This is a genomic window from Pseudomonas songnenensis, from assembly GCF_003696315.1.
Classification (GTDB): Bacteria; Pseudomonadota; Gammaproteobacteria; order Pseudomonadales; family Pseudomonadaceae; genus Stutzerimonas; species Stutzerimonas songnenensis.
Window position 1 is genome coordinate 81,235 of the sequence record NZ_RFFN01000010.1, and the last position, 18,757, is coordinate 99,991.

The 18,757-nt window shown below is 66.1% G+C and carries 15 protein-coding genes and 1 pseudogene; 8 read left to right on the plus strand and 8 right to left on the minus strand.

The features are described 5' to 3' along the window. The 3 genes and pseudogenes from EA798_RS19610 (at window position 1) to EA798_RS19620 (ending at window position 4,428) form a co-directional block, all read left to right on the plus strand. Entirely contained in the window at window positions 1-1,461 is a 1,461-nt protein-coding gene (locus EA798_RS19610; protein WP_122100024.1) for a sodium-dependent transporter, read from the plus strand. Between the two features lie 230 nt (window positions 1,462-1,691). After that, a pseudogene (locus tag EA798_RS19615) lies at window positions 1,692-3,625 on the plus strand (methyl-accepting chemotaxis protein). A 122-nt stretch (window positions 3,626-3,747) separates the two neighbouring features. Beyond that, window positions 3,748-4,428 carry a type 1 glutamine amidotransferase domain-containing protein gene (locus EA798_RS19620; RefSeq protein WP_106155863.1) on the plus strand — a complete coding sequence of 227 codons (681 nt, stop codon included), beginning with the start codon at window positions 3,748-3,750 and terminating at the stop codon, window positions 4,426-4,428. Here the strand turns inward: EA798_RS19620 and rimA are convergent, their stop codons facing one another. Beyond that, entirely contained in the window at window positions 4,429-5,241 is an 813-nt protein-coding gene (rimA, locus tag EA798_RS19625) for a S6 modification regulatory phosphodiesterase RimA (protein ID WP_122100025.1), read from the minus strand. It abuts the gene before it with no gap. 98 nt (window positions 5,242-5,339) lie between these two features. Further along, the gene (locus tag EA798_RS19630; RefSeq protein ID WP_106155861.1) at window positions 5,340-7,028 is read right to left on the minus strand and encodes a cation:proton antiporter; all 1,689 of its coding nucleotides are present in this window, start codon (window positions 7,026-7,028) and stop codon (window positions 5,340-5,342) included. A 206-nt stretch (window positions 7,029-7,234) separates the two neighbouring features. Between EA798_RS19630 and EA798_RS19635 the strand changes: the two genes are divergently transcribed. Then, window positions 7,235-8,560 (plus strand): RNA helicase RhlE1, encoded by a 1,326-nt coding sequence (locus EA798_RS19635; protein WP_122100026.1) that lies wholly within the window; start codon window positions 7,235-7,237, stop codon window positions 8,558-8,560. A gap of 217 nt (window positions 8,561-8,777) precedes the next feature. Then, window positions 8,778-9,800, plus strand: a complete 1,023-nt coding sequence (adhP, locus tag EA798_RS19640) for an alcohol dehydrogenase AdhP (protein WP_122100027.1) — start codon at window positions 8,778-8,780, stop codon at window positions 9,798-9,800. 23 nt (window positions 9,801-9,823) lie between these two features. Here the strand turns inward: adhP and EA798_RS19645 are convergent, their stop codons facing one another. From EA798_RS19645 to EA798_RS19655, 3 genes are all read right to left on the minus strand, one after another. Continuing rightward, the gene (locus EA798_RS19645; RefSeq protein WP_122100028.1) at window positions 9,824-11,722 is read right to left on the minus strand and encodes an ATP-binding protein; all 1,899 of its coding nucleotides are present in this window, start codon (window positions 11,720-11,722) and stop codon (window positions 9,824-9,826) included. Window positions 11,723-11,795: 73 nt separating this feature from the next. Next, window positions 11,796-13,091, minus strand: a complete 1,296-nt coding sequence (locus tag EA798_RS19650; protein WP_122100029.1) for a BaiN/RdsA family NAD(P)/FAD-dependent oxidoreductase — start codon at window positions 13,089-13,091, stop codon at window positions 11,796-11,798. Between the two features lie 19 nt (window positions 13,092-13,110). Then, window positions 13,111-14,031 carry a histone deacetylase family protein gene (locus tag EA798_RS19655; protein ID WP_122100030.1) on the minus strand — a complete coding sequence of 307 codons (921 nt, stop codon included), beginning with the start codon at window positions 14,029-14,031 and terminating at the stop codon, window positions 13,111-13,113. Between the two features lie 72 nt (window positions 14,032-14,103). Here EA798_RS19655 and EA798_RS19660 point away from each other — a divergent pair, with 72 nt between their 5' ends. The 3 genes from EA798_RS19660 to EA798_RS19670 all read left to right on the plus strand — a co-directional run bounded on the left by EA798_RS19660 (window position 14,104) and on the right by EA798_RS19670 (window position 16,201). Further along, window positions 14,104-14,658 carry a GNAT family N-acetyltransferase gene (locus EA798_RS19660; protein ID WP_122100031.1) on the plus strand — a complete coding sequence of 185 codons (555 nt, stop codon included), beginning with the start codon at window positions 14,104-14,106 and terminating at the stop codon, window positions 14,656-14,658. Window positions 14,659-14,732: 74 nt separating this feature from the next. After that, window positions 14,733-15,602 (plus strand): acyl-CoA thioesterase II, encoded by an 870-nt coding sequence (tesB, locus tag EA798_RS19665; RefSeq protein ID WP_015278209.1) that lies wholly within the window; start codon window positions 14,733-14,735, stop codon window positions 15,600-15,602. Further along, window positions 15,599-16,201 (plus strand): HAD family hydrolase, encoded by a 603-nt coding sequence (locus EA798_RS19670; RefSeq protein ID WP_015278208.1) that lies wholly within the window; start codon window positions 15,599-15,601, stop codon window positions 16,199-16,201. Before tesB ends, EA798_RS19670 begins: the two co-directional genes overlap by 4 nt. A 105-nt stretch (window positions 16,202-16,306) precedes the next feature. Here EA798_RS19670 and ypfJ read toward each other — a convergent pair whose 3' ends face one another. From ypfJ to EA798_RS19685, 3 genes are all read right to left on the minus strand, one after another. Further along, entirely contained in the window at window positions 16,307-17,164 is an 858-nt protein-coding gene (gene ypfJ, locus EA798_RS19675) for a KPN_02809 family neutral zinc metallopeptidase (protein WP_106155853.1), read from the minus strand. A gap of 116 nt (window positions 17,165-17,280) precedes the next feature. After that, the gene (locus EA798_RS19680) at window positions 17,281-17,715 is read right to left on the minus strand and encodes a DUF411 domain-containing protein (RefSeq protein WP_122100032.1); all 435 of its coding nucleotides are present in this window, start codon (window positions 17,713-17,715) and stop codon (window positions 17,281-17,283) included. 117 nt (window positions 17,716-17,832) lie between these two features. After that, window positions 17,833-18,576 (minus strand): Crp/Fnr family transcriptional regulator, encoded by a 744-nt coding sequence (locus EA798_RS19685; protein WP_122100033.1) that lies wholly within the window; start codon window positions 18,574-18,576, stop codon window positions 17,833-17,835. Window positions 18,577-18,757: the final 181 nt, after the last annotated feature.

The window sequence follows — 18,757 nt, forward strand, 5'->3', positions numbered from 1 at the left end:
ATGACTCGTGAAAAACCGAAGAACCTCTGGCTGTCGCGCTGGGGTTTCATCCTCGCGGCAACCGGCTCGGCCGTGGGCCTGGGCAACATCTGGAAATTCCCCTACATCACCGGCGAATTCGGCGGTGGTGCCTTCGTACTGATGTACCTGCTGTGCATCCTCGCCATCGGCGTGCCGGTGATGATGTGCGAGATCGCCATTGGCCGCCGCGGCCGTGGCAGCCCGATCGACGCCATCGGCCGGGTGGTCCGCGAGAACAACGGCAACCCGCTGTGGAAGGCGGTCGGCGGCATGGCCATGACGGCCGGCTTCCTGATCCTCTGCTTCTACGTGGTAGTCGCCGGCTGGGCCTTCGCCTACACGGTGAAGATGCTTGACGGCTCCCTGGCGGCGACCAGCGTCGAGGCGCTGGGCGGGGTATTCGAGGCGCACAACGCCAACCCGTGGGAACTCGGTGGCTGGAGCCTGCTGGTCGCGCTGCTGACGTTGTGGATCGTCGCCAAGGGCGTGCAGAAGGGCATCGAGAACGCCGTGCGCTGGATGATGCCGGGCCTGGCGGTGCTGCTGCTGATCCTCGTCGGCTATGCGGTAACCAGCGGCGGCTTTGATCAGGGCTTCGCCTTCCTGTTCAGCTTCGATACCTCGAAGATCACCGGCGAGGCGCTGCTGGCCGCGCTCGGCCACGCCTTCTTCACCCTCAGCCTGGCGTCCGGCGCGATCCTCACCTACGGCTCGTATATTCCCGATGACCAGTCCATCGCCCGCACCACCTTCATGGTCGCCATTGCCGACACCTGTGTGGCGCTGCTGGCGGGCCTGGCGATCTTCCCGATCATCTTCGCCAATGGCATGGACCCGACCGCCGGCCCCGGCCTGATCTTCATGAGCCTGCCGCTGGCCTTCCAGCAGATGCCGTTCGGCACTGCGTTCGGCGTGCTGTTCTTCGCCATGGTGTCGATCGCCGCGCTGACTTCGGCAATCTCGATGATCGAAGCGACCGTTGCCTACCTCAACGAGAAGCACGGCATCTCGCGCCTGAAGGCGGCGATGGGCTCGGGAGCGGTGCTGCTGGTGATCAGCATGCTGGCGATGCTCTCGTTCAACCTCATGTCCGGCTGGACGCCGATGGGCAAGAACTTCTTCGACTGGCTGGATTACCTGACCTCGCGCTGGATGATGCCGCTCGGCGGGATCTTCACTGTGCTGCTGGCCGGTTACGCATTGCGCAGCGAGATCATGCGTGACGAGCTGAACCTGCCGCCGCTGGGCTACGCGCTGTGGCTGTTCATGGTGCGCTACGTCTGCCCGGTGCTGATCCTGATGGTCTTCCTCCACGCCCTCGGCTGGCTGGGCTTCGACCCGCTGCAGCGCTGGTACTGGATCGCCGGTGCCATCGGCGCGCTCACGCTGGTTGGCGAGCTGCTACGTCCGCGGGTGATGCCGGCGCTGGCCGGGCGCTGAGTTCATCCTGGGCAACAGGAAACGCCAGCCGCGAGGCTGGCGTTTCTGTTTCCGAGGCCGCGACTACGGTCAGGGCGCGGTACCGGGTGCCGACAGGCCTGGTGTATGAGTTGATCGATGTCATCTGATCGTAAAGTTCGGCTGGGCGTGGCCGACACTTTGATTGAAAGCCAGGGATCTGGCGCACGGAACAAGGTTGTTCATCTGCCCCAACCGTTGCGGACCACGCCATGCCCAAGCACCTGAAGTTCAGCCACAAGATCCTTCTGGCCGCATCCCTGATCGTGATCGCGACCTTCTCGTTGTTCACCCTGTTCAACGATTACCTGCAGCGCAATGCCATTCGCGACAATCTCAACAGCTACCTCGACGAGATGGGTGATGTCACCGCGCACAACATCCAGAACTGGTTGTCCGGCCGTATCCTGCTGGTGGAAAGCGCCGCGCAGAGCATCGGTAGCGATGACGCCGAATCGCGCGTGGCCGAGCTGCTCGAACAGAAGGCGCTGGCTTCGACCTTCATGTTCAGTTACCTCGGTGGGCAGGACGGCAGCTTCCTCATGCGGCCTGCCGAAGAGATGCCTGCCGACTACGATCCACGCGCGCGCCCCTGGTACAAGGACGCGATCGCTGCCGGTGGCTCGACGCTGACCGAACCCTATGTGGATGCGGCAAGCGGCGAGCTGGTCATATCCATCGCCACTCCGGCGCAGCAGAACGGTCGCAACATTGGCGTCGTCGGCGGTGACCTGGGGCTCAAGGTGCTGGTGGAAATCATCAACGCGCTGGACTTCAACGGCATGGGGCATGCGTTTTTGGTCAGCGGCGACGGCAAGATTCTGGTGCATCCGGACGGCAGCAAGGTGATGAAATCCCTTGGCGAACTGTTCCCCGGGCACACGCCATCGCTGGACGCCAACTACAGCGAGGTCGAACTGGACGGGCAGACGCGCATCCTCAGCTTCAGCCGCGTGCAGGGCCTGCCTTCGGTGACCTGGTACGTCGGTATCTCCCTGGACAAGGCCAAGGCCTACGCCGCGCTGGACAGTTTCCGCACCTCCGCGGTGGTTGCCGCGCTGATCGCCGTTGGCGTGATCCTGCTGCTGCTCGGCATGCTGATGCGCGTGCTGATGCGCCCCCTCACCGACATGGGCCGTGCCATGGCGAACATCGCTGAAGGCGAGGGCGACCTGACCCGGCGGCTCGCGGTGCAATCGAAGGACGAGTTCGGCGAACTGGCCTCGGCCTTCAACCGCTTCGTCGAGCGAATCCACACCTCGATCCGCGAGGTGTCCTCGGCGACGCAGCAGGTCAATGAGGTTGCCGCCCGGGTGTTGGCCGCGTCCAACTCCTCGATGGCCAACTCCGATGAGCAGGCCAGCCGCACCAACAGCGTGGCGGCGGCGATCAACGAGCTCGGCGCTGCCGCGCAGGAGATTGCGCGCAACGCGGCCGATGCCTCGCAGCAGGCCAGCGGCGCCCGGCATCAGGCCGAGGACGGTCGCCAGGTGGTGGAGCAGAACATTGCCGCGATGCGCGAGCTGTCGGCGAAGATCAGCGCCTCCTGTGCGCAGATCGAGGCGCTCAACGCCAAGACGGTGGACATCGGCCAGATTCTCGAAGTGATCAAGGGCATTTCCGAGCAGACCAACCTGCTCGCCCTGAACGCCGCCATCGAAGCGGCACGGGCCGGCGAGGCGGGCCGCGGTTTCGCCGTGGTCGCCGATGAGGTGCGCAACCTGGCGCACCGCACCCAGAGTTCGGCGCAGGAAATCCAGCAGATGATCGAGNCCGCACCCAGAGTTCGGCGCAGGAAATCCAGCAGATGATCGAGCAGCTGCAGGTCGGCGCCGGCGCCTCGGTGCAGACCATGACCGAAAGCCAGCGCCAGAGCGAGTCGAGCGTCTCCATCGCCGACCGCGCCGGCGAGCGCCTCGGCGAGGTGACCCAGCGCATCGGCGAGATCGACGGCATGAACCAGTCGGTGGCCACCGCCACCGAGGAGCAGACCGCGGTGATCGAGTCGCTGAACATGGACATCACCGAGATCAACACGCTTAACCAGCAGGGCGTGGAGAACCTGCAGTCGACGCTGCGGGCCTGTGGTGACCTGGATCAGCAGGCGCGCCGGCTCAAGCAGCTGGTGGACAGCTTCCGCATCTGACCGCAACGGTGGTTCTTGAGGGCGCTGCGGCGCCCTTTTCCATGGATGTGATTCGGCAGCGGAGCAATGTGCCCGTGACTACAGTCTCAACTGTTCACGTCGCGCTTCAACAAGGAGGCTCCATGAAGATTCTCATCGTGCTCACGTCCCACGACCAGCTGGGTGACACCGGCAAAAAGACCGGCTTCTGGCTGGAGGAATTCGCCGCGCCGTATTACGTCTTCATGGATGCCGGCGCACAGGTGGTGCTCGCGTCACCCGAGGGCGGCGAGCCGCCGCTCGACCCGAAGAGCGACGAACCCGATGCCCAGACCGAGGCCACCGAGCGCTTCAACGGGGATGGCGAGGCGCAGACGCTGCTGGCCAACACCTATCGTCTGGATCAGGTCTCGGCCGAGGATTTCGACGCGGTGTTCTACCCCGGTGGCCACGGCCCGCTGTGGGATCTGGTGGACAACCCGACCTCCATTGCGCTGATCGAATCCTTCGTCAAGGCCGACAAGCCGGTGGCCGCGGTCTGCCATGCACCGGCGGCGTTGAGCGAGGTGCGGGGCAAGGATGGCGAATACCTGGTCAAGGGCAAGCGCGTCACCGGTTTCACCAATGGCGAGGAAGCCGGTGTGGAGCTGACCGAGGTGGTGCCGTTCCTGCTCGAGGACCGGCTGCGCGAGCGTGGTGGTCAGTACAGCAAGGGCGCGGACTGGGAGCCCTACGTGCAGGTCGACGGCTTGCTGGTCACCGGGCAGAACCCCGCTTCATCGGAAGCGGCGGCAGAGGAACTGCTCAAGCTGCTGCGCGGCTGATCACTGCGGCCAGGCCAGCTGTTCCGCCTGGCCACAGGCCTCGAACAGCGGCCGGCTGAACAGATAGCCCTGCATCAGGTGAATGCCGAGGTCGAACAGGGCGCTGCATTCGTCGGCGGTCTCGATACCTTCGCCAATCACCTGGATACCCAGTTCTTCGCACATCGCCACCGTTGCCCGGACGATGGCCTGGCGCGGGCGGCGCTGGTCGATGCCGCGGATCAGGTCCATGTCCAGCTTGATGATGTCCGGCTGGAAGTCGGCCAGCAGATTGAGCCCGGCGAAGCCCGCACCGAAGTCGTCGATGGCGGTGAGAAAGCCGATGCGCTGGTACTCGCGGAACACCTCGGTCAGCCACTTGCCGTCGCTGATGCGCTCGCCTTCGACGGTCTCGAAGATGATTCTCTCGATCGGAAAGTCATGGGCGCGGGCGGCCTCCAGCGTCGAGCGGATGCACAGCTCGGGACGATAGATCGCATTGGGCATGAAGTTGATCGACAGCTTGCTCTGCATGCCCAGCTTGGCGGCGGTCTTGATCGCCCTGACCCGGCCGGCCTGGTCGAAGCGAAACCGATTGTCCTCGTTGACCTGCGACAGCACGGTGGGGGCCGGCTCGCCGCCCGGACCGCGTACCAGGGCTTCGTGGGCGAAGATCTGCCGGCTGCGCAGGTCGATGATCGGTTGAAAGGCATAGCTGAAGCCGAACCCCAGGCGTTCGCCGCTGGCGCAGCTGGGGCAGGCACCGTGTTCGCTGGCGCCATGGCAGGCATGGGCATCGGCAGCTGGGGCGTTGCGGGTGTTGCTTGAACTCATGGGCTCACTCGATTGGGGCCGGGCTGATGGCAGGTTAGCGGCGGAACGGCCTTTTGCTGTAGTCCGCTGGTCTGCCAGCGCGGCACGTACGGCAGCCTTCAGTGCTTCGCAACGGGGTGCGTGGGGGGTCTGGGCTTGGTGCCGAGCTCCTCGATGAGGCTGCTTGCGGCGAAATCCGCGGCATCGGTAAAAGGGTTCAGCACGCGCGCGACACCGGCTGCATCCAGCGCCTTGCCATGCTGGTCGTCGCGCACCACTCCGGCGATCTTGCCCTGGAATCCGGCATGCTTGAGGGCGTGCAGAAAGGCGCGATTGGCCTCCCACTGCGGAAAACTGGTGACCACCCATTCGGCATGCTCAAGCGGCAGGGACTCGAGAAAGCTGGGGTCCTCGCCGTCGCCGAAACGTACCGGCAGCTTGCTGCGACGCAGGGTGCGCACGGCTTCCGGGTCGAAATCAACGCCAAGCACGGGCATCCGAGCCGCCGCCAACTGCTGCAACAGGCGCGAGCCATAGCGGCCCAGGCCGAAGACGATGATGCGCGGATGGCCCTGCGGCTTCCCCAGTGCCTCCACTTCCAGTTCGCGATAGGGGCGTTTGCGCTCGAACACGCCGAGCCAGGGTGCCAGCCTTTCGTAGAGCGGTTGCGAGAACAGGATCATGTAGGTCGAGAGCATGATGGTCACCAGCCCGACCAGCGTCGTCAGCCCCAGCGCTTGCGGCCCGACATGACCGAGGGTGATGCCCATGGCGACGAAGACGATGGAGAACTCGCTGATCTGCGCCACCGTCAGCCCGGCAAGAAAGCCGGTGCGCTTGCGATAACCCATGTAGCCCATGATCGCCATGACGATCAGCGGATTGCCGATCAGCACGAACAACGCCAGCACGACAGCCGGCAGGATTTCGTTGCCGAGTGTGGAGAAATCCAGCCTGCCGCCCAGGTCGATGAAGAAGAACAGCAGCATGAAGTCGCGGATACCGGTCAGTCGCGCATTCATCGCCTCGCGATACGCCGTGGAGGCCAGCGAGAAGCCGGCAACGAAGGCCCCGGCCTCCTTGCTGAAGCCGACATAGTCGCCCAGCGCAGCCAACCCGGTGCCCCAGGCGATGGCGAAGATCAGCAGCAGCTCCTGCGAGCGCGCCATGCGGCTGACCAGCTTCGGCAGGATGTAGCGCATCAGCACGTACATCACGATGGCTGCGCCAGCCAGACGCAGCAGCAGCGAGCCGGAGACCTCGGCCCAGCCGGCATCGCCGGCGCCGCGCAGGGCGCTCATGGTCATCATCGCCAGCACCACGGCAAGGTCCTGGACGATCAGAAAGCCGACCGCGATGCGCCCGTGCAGCGAGTCCAGCTCGTGTTTGTCCGAGAGCAGCTTGACGATGATGATGGTGCTGGAGAAGGTCAGCGCCACGGCAATGTAGATCGCCTCCATGGCGCTCTTGCCCATCAGCAGGGTGAGCGCGAAGCCGAAGATGATGGTGAAGGTCAGTTGCCCGAGCCCCGTGGCCAGCGCCACCGGGCCGATATTGCGGATATGCGCGAGGTCGAGCTTGAGCCCCACCACGAACAGCAGCACGGCGACGCCGATTTCGGCCAGCAGGTGGATCTGCTCGGCCGCATTGACCGGGCCGAACAGCGCCGGACCGAGCAGAATGCCGACCACGATGTAGGAGATCAGCAAGGGCTGACGCAGGCTCACGGCAATCGCGCCGACCACCGCCGAGATGATCAGCAGCATGGCGAATTCGGCGAAGGGGCCGTGGGCGAGCAGCGCTTCCATCGATGTCTCCGTGAAGATGGGGGGTGACGCCGCGGCGCCGCGCCTATCCTGCGGCAGTGCGTTGTTCGCCGCCAGCGCCGGTTGTGGCAAAACGTAAACCCGTTCGGAGGGTTGTTTCGCCAACAGGTGAGGCCGAGCGAGCCCTGCCGCGCAGCTGCTAGAATCCGCCCTTTTTCATCCCGCCGAAACGGCGCTGCGAGCCTGCCATGACCTTCGCCTCCCTGGGCCTGATCGATCCGCTGCTGCGGACCCTGGAAACCCTCGACTACCGCAAGCCGACGCCGGTGCAGATCCAAGCCATTCCCGCCGTGCTCAAGGGCCGCGACCTGATGGCAGCGGCGCAGACCGGCACCGGCAAGACCGCCGGCTTCGCCCTGCCGTTGCTGCAGCGCCTGACCATGGAAGGCGCCAAGGTGGCGAGCAATTCGGTGCGCGCGCTGGTACTGGTGCCGACCCGCGAGCTGGCCGAGCAGGTCCACGAGAGCTTTCGTGTCTACGGGCAGAACCTGCCACTGCGCACCTACGCGGTGTACGGCGGGGTCAGCATCAACCCGCAGATGATGGCGCTGCGCAAGGGCATCGATGTGCTGGTGGCGACGCCCGGGCGCCTGCTCGATCTCTACCGGCAGAACGCCGTGGGCTTCAATCAGCTGCAGGCGCTGGTGCTCGACGAGGCCGATCGCATGCTCGACCTCGGTTTCGCCGACGAGCTGGACCAACTGTTCGCCGCACTGCCGAAGAAGCGCCAGACCCTGCTGTTCTCCGCGACCTTCTCCGAGGCGATCCGGCAGATGGCCCGCGAGCTGCTGCGCGATCCGCTGTCGGTCGAGGTCAGCCCACGCAACGCCGCGGCGAAGACGGTCAAGCAGTGGCTGGTGCCGGTGGACAAGAAGCGCAAGAGCGAGCTGTTCCTGCATCTGCTGGCGGACAAGCGCTGGGGGCAGGTGCTGGTGTTCGTCAAGACGCGCAAGGGCGTCGACCAGCTGGTGGACGAGCTGCAGGCCGCGGGCATTTCCAGCGATGCGATCCACGGCGACAAGCCGCAGGCCTCGCGTCTGCGCGCGCTGGAGCGCTTCAAGGCGGGCGAGGTGCAGGTGCTGGTGGCGACCGATGTCGCCGCGCGCGGGCTGGATATCCACGACCTGCCGCAGGTGGTCAACTTCGACCTGCCGATCGTCGCCGAAGACTACGTGCACCGCATCGGCCGTACCGGCCGCGCCGGCGCCACGGGTGAGGCGGTTTCGCTGGTCAGTGCCGACGAGGTCGATCAGCTCGCCGCCATCGAAACCCTGATCAATCAGGTGCTGCCGCGCCACGACGAGCTGGGCTTCGTGCCGGACCATCGTGTGCCGACCACCACGCTGGGCGGGCAGATCATCAAGAAGCCGAAGAAACCGAAAAAGGCCAAGGATGCCGGCGGCAAGGGCAAGATCCATCTCGGCAACTGGTTCGACGAGAGCGAAAAGCCCAATGCCAGGCCGATTCGCAAGGTGCCAAGCCTGGGTGGCGGCAAGCCGGCGAAGAAGCGCTGATCGCAGCGTAGGGTGGAATCGGCGAAGCCATTTCCACAGTGCTCCCGTCACAGGCTCAATGGCGCCGACAGCAACAACCCTGTCATGGCGTACTGCAACACACGCGTCTTCGCCGCCGACCGGCGGTCCAGAGGGTCACGCGACGATCGATCCGGGTCTAGGCTGATCGGGTCTGCGCCAATGCAGACTCGAACGTCCCGCATGAAGGAGCTAGCCCATGACCCAGACCATGAAAGCTGCAGTGGTACACGCCTTCGGCGAGCCGCTGCGCCTCGAGGAAGTCAAGGTGCCGATGCCCGGCCCCGGCCAGATTCTGGTGAAGATTGCCGCCTCCGGTGTGTGTCACACCGACCTGCACGCTGCCGAAGGCGATTGGCCGGTCAAGCCGGCACTGCCGTTTATCCCCGGCCATGAAGGTGTGGGCCATGTCTCCGCCGTCGGCGCCGGCGTCACGCGCGTGAAAGAGGGTGATCGCGTCGGCGTACCCTGGCTGTACACCGCCTGTGGCTGCTGCGAACACTGCCTGACCGGCTGGGAAACGCTCTGCGAAGGCCAGCAGAACACCGGTTACTCGGTGAACGGCGGCTATGCCGAGTATGTGCTGGCGGACCCGAACTACGTCGGCATCCTGCCGAAGAGCGTCGAGTTCGACGAGATTGCGCCGATTCTGTGTGCCGGAGTCACCGTCTACAAAGGGCTGAAAGTCACCGGAGCGCGGCCCGGCCAATGGGTGGTGATCTCGGGTATTGGCGGCCTCGGCCACGTCGCGGTGCAATACGCCAAGGCCATGGGCCTGCACGTGGTGGCAGTCGATGTGGATGACGCCAAGCTTGAGCTGGCCAAGCGTCTGGGGGCCAATCTGACCATCAACGCACGCACGGAAAACCCCGTGGAAGTGGTGCAGCGCGACATCGGCGGGGCTCACGGCGTACTGGTGACTGCCGTATCCAACAGTGCCTTCGGTCAGGCCATCGGCATGGCCCGGCGGCGTGGCACTGTCGCGCTGGTTGGTCTGCCGCCGGGAGACTTCCCGACGCCGATCTTCGATGTGGTGCTCAAGGCGATCAGCATCACCGGCTCCATCGTCGGCACCCGCGCCGATCTGCAGGAGGCGCTGGACTTCGCCGGTGAAGGCCAGGTCAAGGCGACCATCCACACCGACAGCCTCGACAACATCAACCAGATCCTAGATGACATGCGCGCCGGTCGCATCGAAGGCCGGATCGTGATGAAGATGTAAGGCGGCGCGCCGGGTAGCTGGCCTCAGCCGCGCATGAAGGACAGGTGAATGTCGCTGCCGTAGCGGCGGATGATCTCGCGCTTGGCGTCATGGAACGCGGCGACGTCCTCGGCCAGCCCCGACCTGCCGAGCTTCCAGCGCGCCAGTTCTTCGGCGATCACGTCCATGAACAGCTCGGCCAGCAGCAGGCGTGCCGAGTCGCGGAAGTTGCCGTGGCCGTCGACGTACAGCTGCACGGTGGGTGCCGCGGTGTTGATCAGGATCTTGCGTTCTTCCGGGCTGTAGACGGCGCGGTCCTGGTCTTCGCCGAGATAGCGGAACTCGTAGCCGGTGAACATGGCCTCGCCGTGATCGCGCGAAGGGCGGCGCGCGGCAGCATGGTATTGCCCCGCCGGGTAGTGGTGAGCATGTGTCGACGCGTGCTCGGCGATAACGATCTCGCACCAGGCCAGGTAGTTGCCGGCGCGCACGACGATCTCGCCATGACCGGCCGCCGACTGGCCGCTGACCGTCCACTCCACGCACGGCTTGTCGCGTAGTGCCTGTAGCGGAACAGGCGCGGGCGGCGGATCGATGCTCAGCCCGTCGCTGAGGCTGGCGTCCACCTGCAGGACCGCGTCCGCGGCAAGCTGCTGCGGGTCGATCAGCAGCCTGACGTGAAACGAATGATTCGGCTGGCGATAGTAGAACGGCGTGCTGAAGCGCAGCGCGGCCGGTCGCACATCGGTGCCGGAGGGGCCTGTCGTCGCGCTGGCCGGCGCCACGATGCCGAAGTCGTGAATCGCCGCCTGGCTCATGCGCTGCAACAGGTGCTCGATCATGTGCGCGGTGCGCCCGGAGGTGGTGGCGCGTTCCAGGTGCCTGAGCTTTTCCTGCTCGGCCATCACGAACGGGGCGATCAACTGACTGACCGCCCGGGCGAACGCCGCCACCAAGGGTGTCTTCAGGTTCAGGCCGGCGCGCTCGTCGCTGATCACCGCGACGCCCTGGCCGAGCTGCTCGCTGAGCGCCGGGCAGCGAACGGTGCCGAACAGGTATTCGGTGCCGACCTGGTTCTCGTAATCGAACAGCTGGCAATCCAGCGCCGCCGTGCCGGAAAGCACCAGCAGGCCGCTGGTGCGCTCATCGCCGCGCAGCACCAGTTGTGCGTCCAGTGCACGCTTGAGCGTCAGGCTGAAGGCAAAGGTCTGGCCGTCGCAGTGGAATTCGCCCGGCAGGTCCGGGCCAAGCAACAACAGTGACGGCGGTTCCTCGAAACGAATACGCCCGCTGCGCTCGATCTCGACACCGTCACGCAGATGCGCCATCTCCAAGTGCCGACGGCCGAGCACGTCGCGCAGATAGATGTTGTTGGCCAGCGACTCGGTCAGGGCGCTGAATTGGGCAATACGCACCTGGCTGCTTTCGATGATGATGGCGACGCGCGTGCCGTTGCCGGCAATGCCGAGGCGCTCACGGTCGCGCTCGGTCACCGCGCGATCCTGGCCACCGTCATCGTAGAGATAGCCGCCGTTCTCGGCGCGGAACAGCTCGATCCGCGACAGCCGGCCATCATGGATGGTTTCCAGCCAGCCGTAGCCAAGGCCGAAGATCGCCTGCTTGAGACCGCGGCCAAAATAGCCGCGCCCGCCACCGGTACCCTGCGCCAGCGGGCTGTGTGCGCCGCCATAGCTGAGAATGGCGCAGGCGGCGGCGAACGACATGCCCTGGGCGTGATCGGTGACCGCCAGCAGGGCGCCGCGCCTGTGGCGCTCGTACTGCACGAGGAGCTGCCCGGAAACTGCCACGCCCGCTGCTTCCAGTCGGGCGTAGCTGTCGTCGCTGTTGGTGATCAGTTCGACCAGCGCCTTTTCGATCGAGGCGAAGCGCCTGGAGTCGATGTCGATGACACGTTGATCCACCGGGATTGCGTTGACCGCCATCGATGTTGCCTCGCGCGTGTTCGTCCTCGCACGCCAAGCGGGGTACTGCTTGCGGCGCGCTCTGCAACTGAAGCTAGCAGCGCGCGGGCCAACCGGCGAGTGACTCGTGGTCGCGCCGCCAGCGCAGCATGCCCTCGGCCGCGGCCCTTCCGCTGGCGAAACAGGCGGTCAGCAGGTAGCCGCCGGTTGGTGCCTCCCAGTCGAGCATCTCACCGGCGCAGAACACGCCGGGCAGCTGGCGCAGCATGAGGTTGGCGTCCAGCGCTTCGAACGGTACGCCGCCAGCGCTGCTGATGGCTTCGTCCAGCGGGCGCGGGCGCAGCAGGCGGATCGGCAGCGCCTTGATGGCCGCGGCCAGCGCCTGCGGATCCTGGAAAGTTGCCGCATCGCTCAGTTCGCGTAACAGCCCGGCCTTGACCCCATCGAGCCTCAGCTGGCGATGCAGGTGCTTGGCCATCGACTGCGAACCGCGCGGTCTGGCCAGGGCGTCGGCGATCTGCGCCTGGCTGCGATCGGGCAGCAGGTCGAGCAGCACGGTGGCGGTGCCGTCGCGATTGATCGCCTCACGGATGCGCGCGGACAGTGCATAGACCAGGCTGCCCTCGATGCCCGTGGCGGTGAGCACGAACTCGCCCTTGCGCGGTGCTTCGCCGGGCAACGCCAGGCTGACCGTCTTCAGCGGCGCGCCGGCGAACTTCTCCCGCAGGTGCTCGCTCCAGCCGGCTACCTCGAAGCCACAATTGGCCGGCTGCAGCGGCGCGATGGCGATCCCGCGGTCGTGCAGCAAGGGCACCCAGGCGCCATCCGAGCCCAGTCTGGCCCAACTGCCGCCGCCGAGGGCGAGCAGGGTGGCGTCCGCCGCGACCCGGATTTCGCCTTGCGGTCCGGCGATACGCAGCGCGCCATGCTCGTCCCAGCCCAGCCAGCGCTGGCGGGTGTGCAGCTGCACGCCGCTTTCGCGCAGGCGCTTGAGCCAGGCGCGCAGCAACGGCGCGGCCTTCATGTCGGTGGGAAAAACCCGGCCGGAACTGCCGACGAAGGTGTCGATGCCCAGCCCGTGAATCCACTCGCGCAGCGCATCCGGGGAGAAGGCATCGAGCAGCGGACGCAGGTCGCCGGCGCGCTCGCCGTAGCGGCTGGCGAAGTCAGCGTAGTCCTCGGCGTGGGTGATGTTCATGCCGCCAACCCCGGCCAGCAGGAACTTGCGCCCCACCGAGGGCATGGCGTCATACAGGTCGACATTCACGCCTGCCTGGCCGAGCACCTCGGCGGCCATCAGGCCGGCCGGACCACCACCGATGACGGCGACGCGAAAAGAGGAGGCGGGCTGGGGCATGGCGGCAACCGGGCAGGCGAGCGGGGCGGGCATTGTAGCCGCTGACGGTTGCTCAGCCGAGCCCGTGGCGCTGCCAGGCCGAGTGGGCGCTGACATGCAAGGTCGCGTGGCGGCGGGCGAGCAGGGCGCGGTCCTTGTCGTAGCCACCGCCGATCAGCCCCACCACCGGGATGTCGCGGCCCAGGCAGTGATCGAGCACCGCGCTGTCGCGCGCTGCGAGCCCGGCGTCGGTCAGCGAGAGCAGGCCCAGGGCGTCGTCGCGGTGGACGTCGACGCCGGCGTCATAGAGCACCAGGTCCGGCTGGTAGATCGGCAGCAGGTAGTTCAGGGTGTCGTGCACCACCCTGAGGTAGGCCTCGTCGCCCATGCCCGGCGGCAGCGGGATGTCCCAGTCGCTGTGGGCCTTGCGGGTGGGGAAGTTCTTCTCGCAGTGCAGCGAGACGGTCACCGCATCCGGCACGTTCTCCAGGATGCGCGCGGTGCCGTCGCCCTGATGCACGTCGCAGTCGAAGACCAGCACGCGGCCGACACGCCCGCTTTCCAGCAGATACAGCGCGATCACCGCCAGATCGTTGAAGATGCAGAAACCCGAGGCGTGGTCGCGGTGGGCGTGGTGCGTGCCACCCGCCAGATGGCAGGCCAGGCCGTGCTGCAGGGCCTGTTCAGCCGCCAGCAGCGAGCCGCCTACCGCCCGCACGGTGCGCTGCGCCAGCTCCGGGCTCCAGGGCAGGCCGAGGCGGCGCAGCTCGTCGCGGCCCATCTCGCCGCTGCAGTAGCGCCGGACGTAGTCAGGATCGTGTGCCAGCGCCAGAATGTCGTGGCTGCACAGCTCGGGGCGCAATAGCGTTGCGTCTGTGGTCAAACCCAGTGTGACCAGATGGTCGCGCAGCAGACGGAACTTCTCCATGGGGAAGCGATGGCCCGGCGGCAGGGGCGGGCTGTAATCATCGTGGAAAATCAGGGGAAGCGACATGAACCACGCGTGGTCGATGGATGTGCGCCGCAGTATGCAGGCTGGCCCTCGGCGCGCTCAAGGGAGCAGGGATTGGTCGAACGAATCGCACTGGAAACCTCGCGGCTACGTTTGCGCAACTGGCACGACGAGGACCTCGAGCCCCTGGCACGGATGTGTGCCGACCCGGAAGTGATGCGCTATTGCTCGGCGCTGATGTCGCGTGACGACTGTGCGGCGCTGATGGTGCGCAGTCGCTTGCACTTCGTGCGTCACCGCTTCGGCCTGTGGGCGCTGGAGCGCAAGGACAGCAAGGCGTTCATCGGTTACTGCGGGCTCGCCTCGTGTTCCTTGCCTTCGCCGACGCCCGCGCTCGAGCTGCTCTGGGCCGTGGCCTGCGATCAGTGGGGGCAGGGTCTGGTCCATGAGGCCGCGCAAGCTGTACTTGACTGCGCCTTTGGCGAGCTCGGCCTGCCCGAGGTGGTCGCCTGTGCGGCGCAGATCAACGAGCCGGCCACGCAGCTGCTGGAAGGGCTCGGCATGCGCGCGGAGCACGCAAGCTCGTTCGGCCATCCCGATCTGGCGCCTGAACACCCTCTGCATTTGCAGGTGCTCTACCGCCTGCAGCGGGGCGATTGGCGACAATAAGCACTGTTGCTGGAGCGATTTCGGCGAAATCCGTAACATGGCGCGCCTGCATGCCCCCTAACAAGGAAGCCGACATGACTCAGATACTCGACGGGCTGGTCAACCTGCTGACCCTGGAACGCATCGAGGAAAACCTCTTCCGCGGTGCCAGCCAGGATCTCGGCTTTCCCCAGCTGTTCGGCGGCCAGGTCCTCGGCCAGGTGATCTCCGCTGCCAGCCAGACGGTGACGCCGGAGCGCCATGTGCATTCGCTGCACGGCTATTTCCTGCGTCCTGGCGACTCGCACCAGCCGGTGGTGTACGACGTCGATCGGGTGCGCGATGGCGGCAGCTTCACCACGCGCCGGGTCAGCGCGATCCAGAAGGGGCAGACCATCTTCACCGGCATCGCCTCGTTCCAGGCCGGGGAGAGCGGCTACGAGCACCAGTTGCCGATGCCGGACGTGGTTGGGCCGGACGACCTGCCCAACGAGTGGGAGCTGCTGCACAAGCTGTCGCCGATGGTGCCCGAGCGGGTGATGGAAAAGCTGCGTCGGCCCAAGCCCATCGAGATCCGCCCGGTGACCCTGGTCGATCCGGCCAATCCGCAGCCGATCGAGCCGGTGCGCCACCTGTGGTTCCGCGCTGACGGCTCGCTGCCCGACAGCCCTGCGCTGCACAAGTACCTGCTGGCCTACGCCTCGGACTTCAGCTTTATCGGCACCGCGCTGCAGCCCCATGGCGTCAGTTCGTGGAGCAAGTTCATTCAGCTGGCCAGCCTCGATCACGCCATCTGGTTCCACCGCGAGGTGAAGATGGACGACTGGCTGCTGTACTCCATCGACAGCCCCTGGGCCGGCAATGCGCGCGGCTTCGCCCGTGGCAGCATCTTCAACCGCCAGGGCCAGCTGGTCGCCTCGGTGGCGCAGGAAGGCCTGATCCGCGTGCGCGAGGACTGGATGTGAGGATCGCCGAGGTGCGGCACTGGGTGTTCGACATGGACGGCACCCTGACCATCGCCGTGCACGATTTCGCCGCGATCCGCCGTGCGCTGGAGATCCCCGAGGAAGACGACATCCTCCATCATCTGGCGGCGCTGCCGGCCGAGGAAGCGGCGGCCAAGCACGCCTGGTTGCTCGAACACGAGCGTGAACTGGCCTATGCCGCACGCCCGGCAGAAGGCGCCCGCGAGCTGTTGCACACGCTGCGCGAGCGTGGCTGCCGGCTTGGCGTGCTCACGCGCAACGCCCACGAGCTGGCGAAGGTGACCCTGGATGCGGTCGGCATGGGCGACTGCTTTCTGCCTGAGGACATTCTCGGTCGCGACGAAGCGCCGCCCAAGCCGCATCCGGGCGGACTGCTGCATTTGGCGCAGCGTTGGGGCGTGGCCCCGGCGGCGATGCTGATGGTCGGCGACTACCGCTTCGATCTGGAATGCGCCAGGGCAGCGGGCGCGCGCGGTGTGCTGGTGAACGTGCCGCACAACGAATGGCCGGAGCTGACCGATCTGTACGCGCGGGATTGCCGGGTTCTGCACGGGCTGCTGTCTTCGGGCGAGGCTTGAACGCGGCACTGCGGATGATGACGACACGCGTCGGCGCCCTTCGTACCCACCCGGCCGTAAACCATAACGAGCCCGCAGGAGTGACCTGACCCGAGCCTGCCGTCCCTACAGCCGCGCGGCCTTGAAGGTGTCGCAGCGTGTCGGGTCACCGTGCTCGAAGCCATCGCGGAACCAGCGCACCCGCTGCGCCGAGGTGCCGTGGGTGAAGGCATCCGGCACCACGCGGCCCTGGCTGCGCTTCTGCAGGTTGTCATCACCGATGGCGTTGGCGGCGTTCAGTGCCTCTTCCAGGTCGCCTTCCTCCAGCCAGTCATGACGCTGCTGCGCGTGATAGGCCCAGACACCGGCGAAGCAGTCGGCCTGCAGTTCCTGGCGCACCAGCAGACCGTTGTCGCCTTCCATCTTCGCACCGCGCTGGCGGGCGGCCTGCATCTGCTGCGAAACGCCGAGCAGGGTCTGCACGTGGTGGCCGACTTCATGGGCGATGACGTACGCCTGGGCGAAGTCACCGGAGGCTGAGAAGCGCTGGGCCATTTCGTCGAAGAACTGCAGATCGAGGTAGACCTGCTGGTCGCCCGGGCAATAGAACGGGCCCACCGCCGAACTGGCGAAGCCGCAGGCTGAATTCACGCCGCCGCGAAACAGCACCAGGGTCGGGTCGCGGTACTGCGCGCCGTGCTGCTGGAACAGGGCCCGCCAGGTGTCTTCGGTGTCGCCGAGAATGGCCCGGACGAACTCGGTCTGCGGGTCATCGCCGGCTGGCCGCTGGCTCTGCTGGGTAACTGCAGGCCCACCCTGGTTGGCCAGTTGGCCGAGAATCTGCAGCGGGTCCTGGCCGGAGAGCAGGCCGATGATCACAACGATGGCAATGCCGCCCAGGCCCAGGCCGCCGCCGAGACGCATGCCGCTGCGGCCTCGGGCGTCCACTACGTTGTCGCTGCGTCGGGCGCGATTCCAGCGCATGAGTTGCCCCTCTGAACGGTTCACGGGTTGAGTACGCAGCGCCGAAGCGGCCGCTGCTCCCGTTAAGACCCGTTCAGCGCGAAAAAGCTGCAACAGCAGCCACGTTGAATCGCTGGCTAGTTGCCGGGGTACTCGGAAAGCACACGTTCCTTGCCCTGCCTGCTGACGCCGATGACCTTGAAGGCATCCTTGCGCTCGCCCATCTCCATGCCGGGTGAGCCGACCGGCATGCCCGGCACCGCAGCGCCGATCAGGTCCGGCTGTGCGCGCAGCTTGAGGATGTCGGCGGCCGGCACATGGCCCTCGACGAACTTGCCGTCGATCACGCCGGTGTGACAGGAGCCGAGGCGATGCGGAACACGGTGCTCCATCTTTACCGAGGTCATGTCGTTGACCACGTGGTCGGTCACCGTGAAGCCGTTGGCTTCCAGGTGGTCGATCCAGGCTTCGCAGCAGCCGCAGTTGGGGTCGCGGTAGACGTCGATCGCGATGGGCTCGGCCGCCTGGGCAAAGCCGGCGAACAGGACGGGCAGCAGCAGAAGGCGGCGCATAGGATTACTCCGACAGGCGAGGTGTGCAGCATAGCGCTCGTCCGGCGGCCGGGCCGCAATTCCTGCGTGCCACATGTTTCAGCGTTTGCAGGTTCCGACGGTCGGCGCCGGACGGCATCAGCCGGCTTTGCGCAGCGTGGTCAGGCTGCCGGTGCCCATTGGATGGCAGCGCTGATCGACCGAATCGTGGAGAAAGGCCGCAAGCTTGCGCTGGTCGAGAATGTCGATGCGCCGGCTCTGCATGCTGATCAGTCCGGCATCGGACAGGCGATGCAGGATGCGCGACAGCGTCTCCGGTTGGATGCCCAGCTTGGACGCGATCAGCCGCTTGGGTATGTCCAGCTCGACCACGCCGCTGTTGCCCTTCTGCCGAAGCATGAGGAAGCGCGCAACGCGATGGTTGGCGCTGGACGTGGCCAGGTTGTCGATGTCTTCCAGGCGCTGGTTGAGCCGCTCGCTCAGCCGGGCGAGCAGCGCCGGCGCCAGTCGTGGGTAGCGCTCGAGCAGGTTGCGGTAGCTGGCGTTGTGTATCTGGATCACCAGCGAGTCGCGCAGTGCTGTGGCGGTGAGCAGATGGCTCGGCCGCCTGTCGTACAGCAGCGTCTCGCCCAGTGCGCCACCGGGACGCACGATGCCGAGGACATGCTCGTTGCCGTCGCTGCTATGGCGGTGCAGCTTGAGCTGGCCGTGGACAAGGATGAAGAAGTTCTGGGCGCTGTCGCCCTGGTAATAAAGGGTCTGGCCGGCTTGCAGTCGTCTGCTGCAGGTTGCCTGTTCAAGCTCGTCGAGCGCCGATTCGGGCAGCCCGTTGAACAGCGGATGGTTGCGAAGCACGGCCAGGTGTGTGGACTGTTTGGACATGATCAGTTACCTCCGCGGTCGGATGGTAGTAAGTGGCCGGTAGCCGGCCGATCCTGCCGATGGGGTATCGCCTTCGTAGGAGGTAGAAGCGATTGCCGGTGAGCCGGTCGAGCGTCACAGCGCATCGCTGGCGGCTGGCCGGGCGAACCAAGTGCGTTTGAAACAGTCTCTGACCTACCGG